Below are 770 nucleotides of genomic sequence, written 5' to 3' on the forward strand. Positions count from 1 at the left end.
ATCGGACGGTCCGGGTCGCCGTTGATAAAGTCCACCACCACCTCATCGCCCACGCGCGGGATCTGCACCCCGCCGTAGCCCTGGCCTGCCCAGGCGCTCGACACACGCACCCAGCAGGAGCTGGTGTCATCGCCCTTCGCCAGACGGTCCCAGTGGAACTTCACCTTCACGCGACCGTATTTGTCCGTCCAGATACTCTCCCCCTGCGGCCCCACCACTTTCGCCGTCTGCGGGCCGTAGGTCCGCGGCCACGCCGTGGACTGTGCCGGACGGTAGGACACCGACGCCGGGATAACGGTGAAATCGGTGCGGTGAATGGTCTCCCCCTCACCGCTCGCGTAGCGGTTCTCCTCGAAATGGTAGCCCGCCGCCGTCACCAGATACTCGCCGTTATCGCTGAAGAACGGCGCGTTGGTGAGGGTAAAAATGTGGCCCGGCGCAATGCCCGCCGCCGTGGCCGTCGCCTGAATCTGCTGATGCTCCACCTGCCAGCGCTCCTGACGAATGCGGGCGTAGAACTCCGCATGCCCTGTCTCCACAAAGCGACCCGGCCAGTCGTACACGTCGATGCTGCCCGGTTTCGGTGACGCCGGGTTCTGCTGCGCCTGGAAAAGCCACGCGTTCGGCTTGCGGAAGTCATAGTCATCGAGGCTGTAAATCCCCGGCGTCACGCTGTCCTCCAGCGCCCACTGGCTGATACCCTCTTCGTCCGTACTGCCGCCGGACGGCGTCTGATGGTAAGGAATGACCTCATAGCCGCTGAACGGCTG

At 64.5% G+C, this 770-nt stretch carries 1 protein-coding gene; it reads right to left on the reverse strand.

The annotated features are described in order from the left end of the window. Positions 1-770, reverse strand: a 770-nt coding sequence (locus ACOTYB_RS24825) for a type VI secretion system Vgr family protein (protein ID WP_421765923.1), incomplete at both ends; no start/stop codon positions are given.

This window comes from Enterobacter cloacae complex sp. IR5450, assembly GCF_049238665.1.
Lineage (GTDB): Bacteria > Pseudomonadota > Gammaproteobacteria > Enterobacterales > Enterobacteriaceae > Enterobacter > Enterobacter hormaechei_C.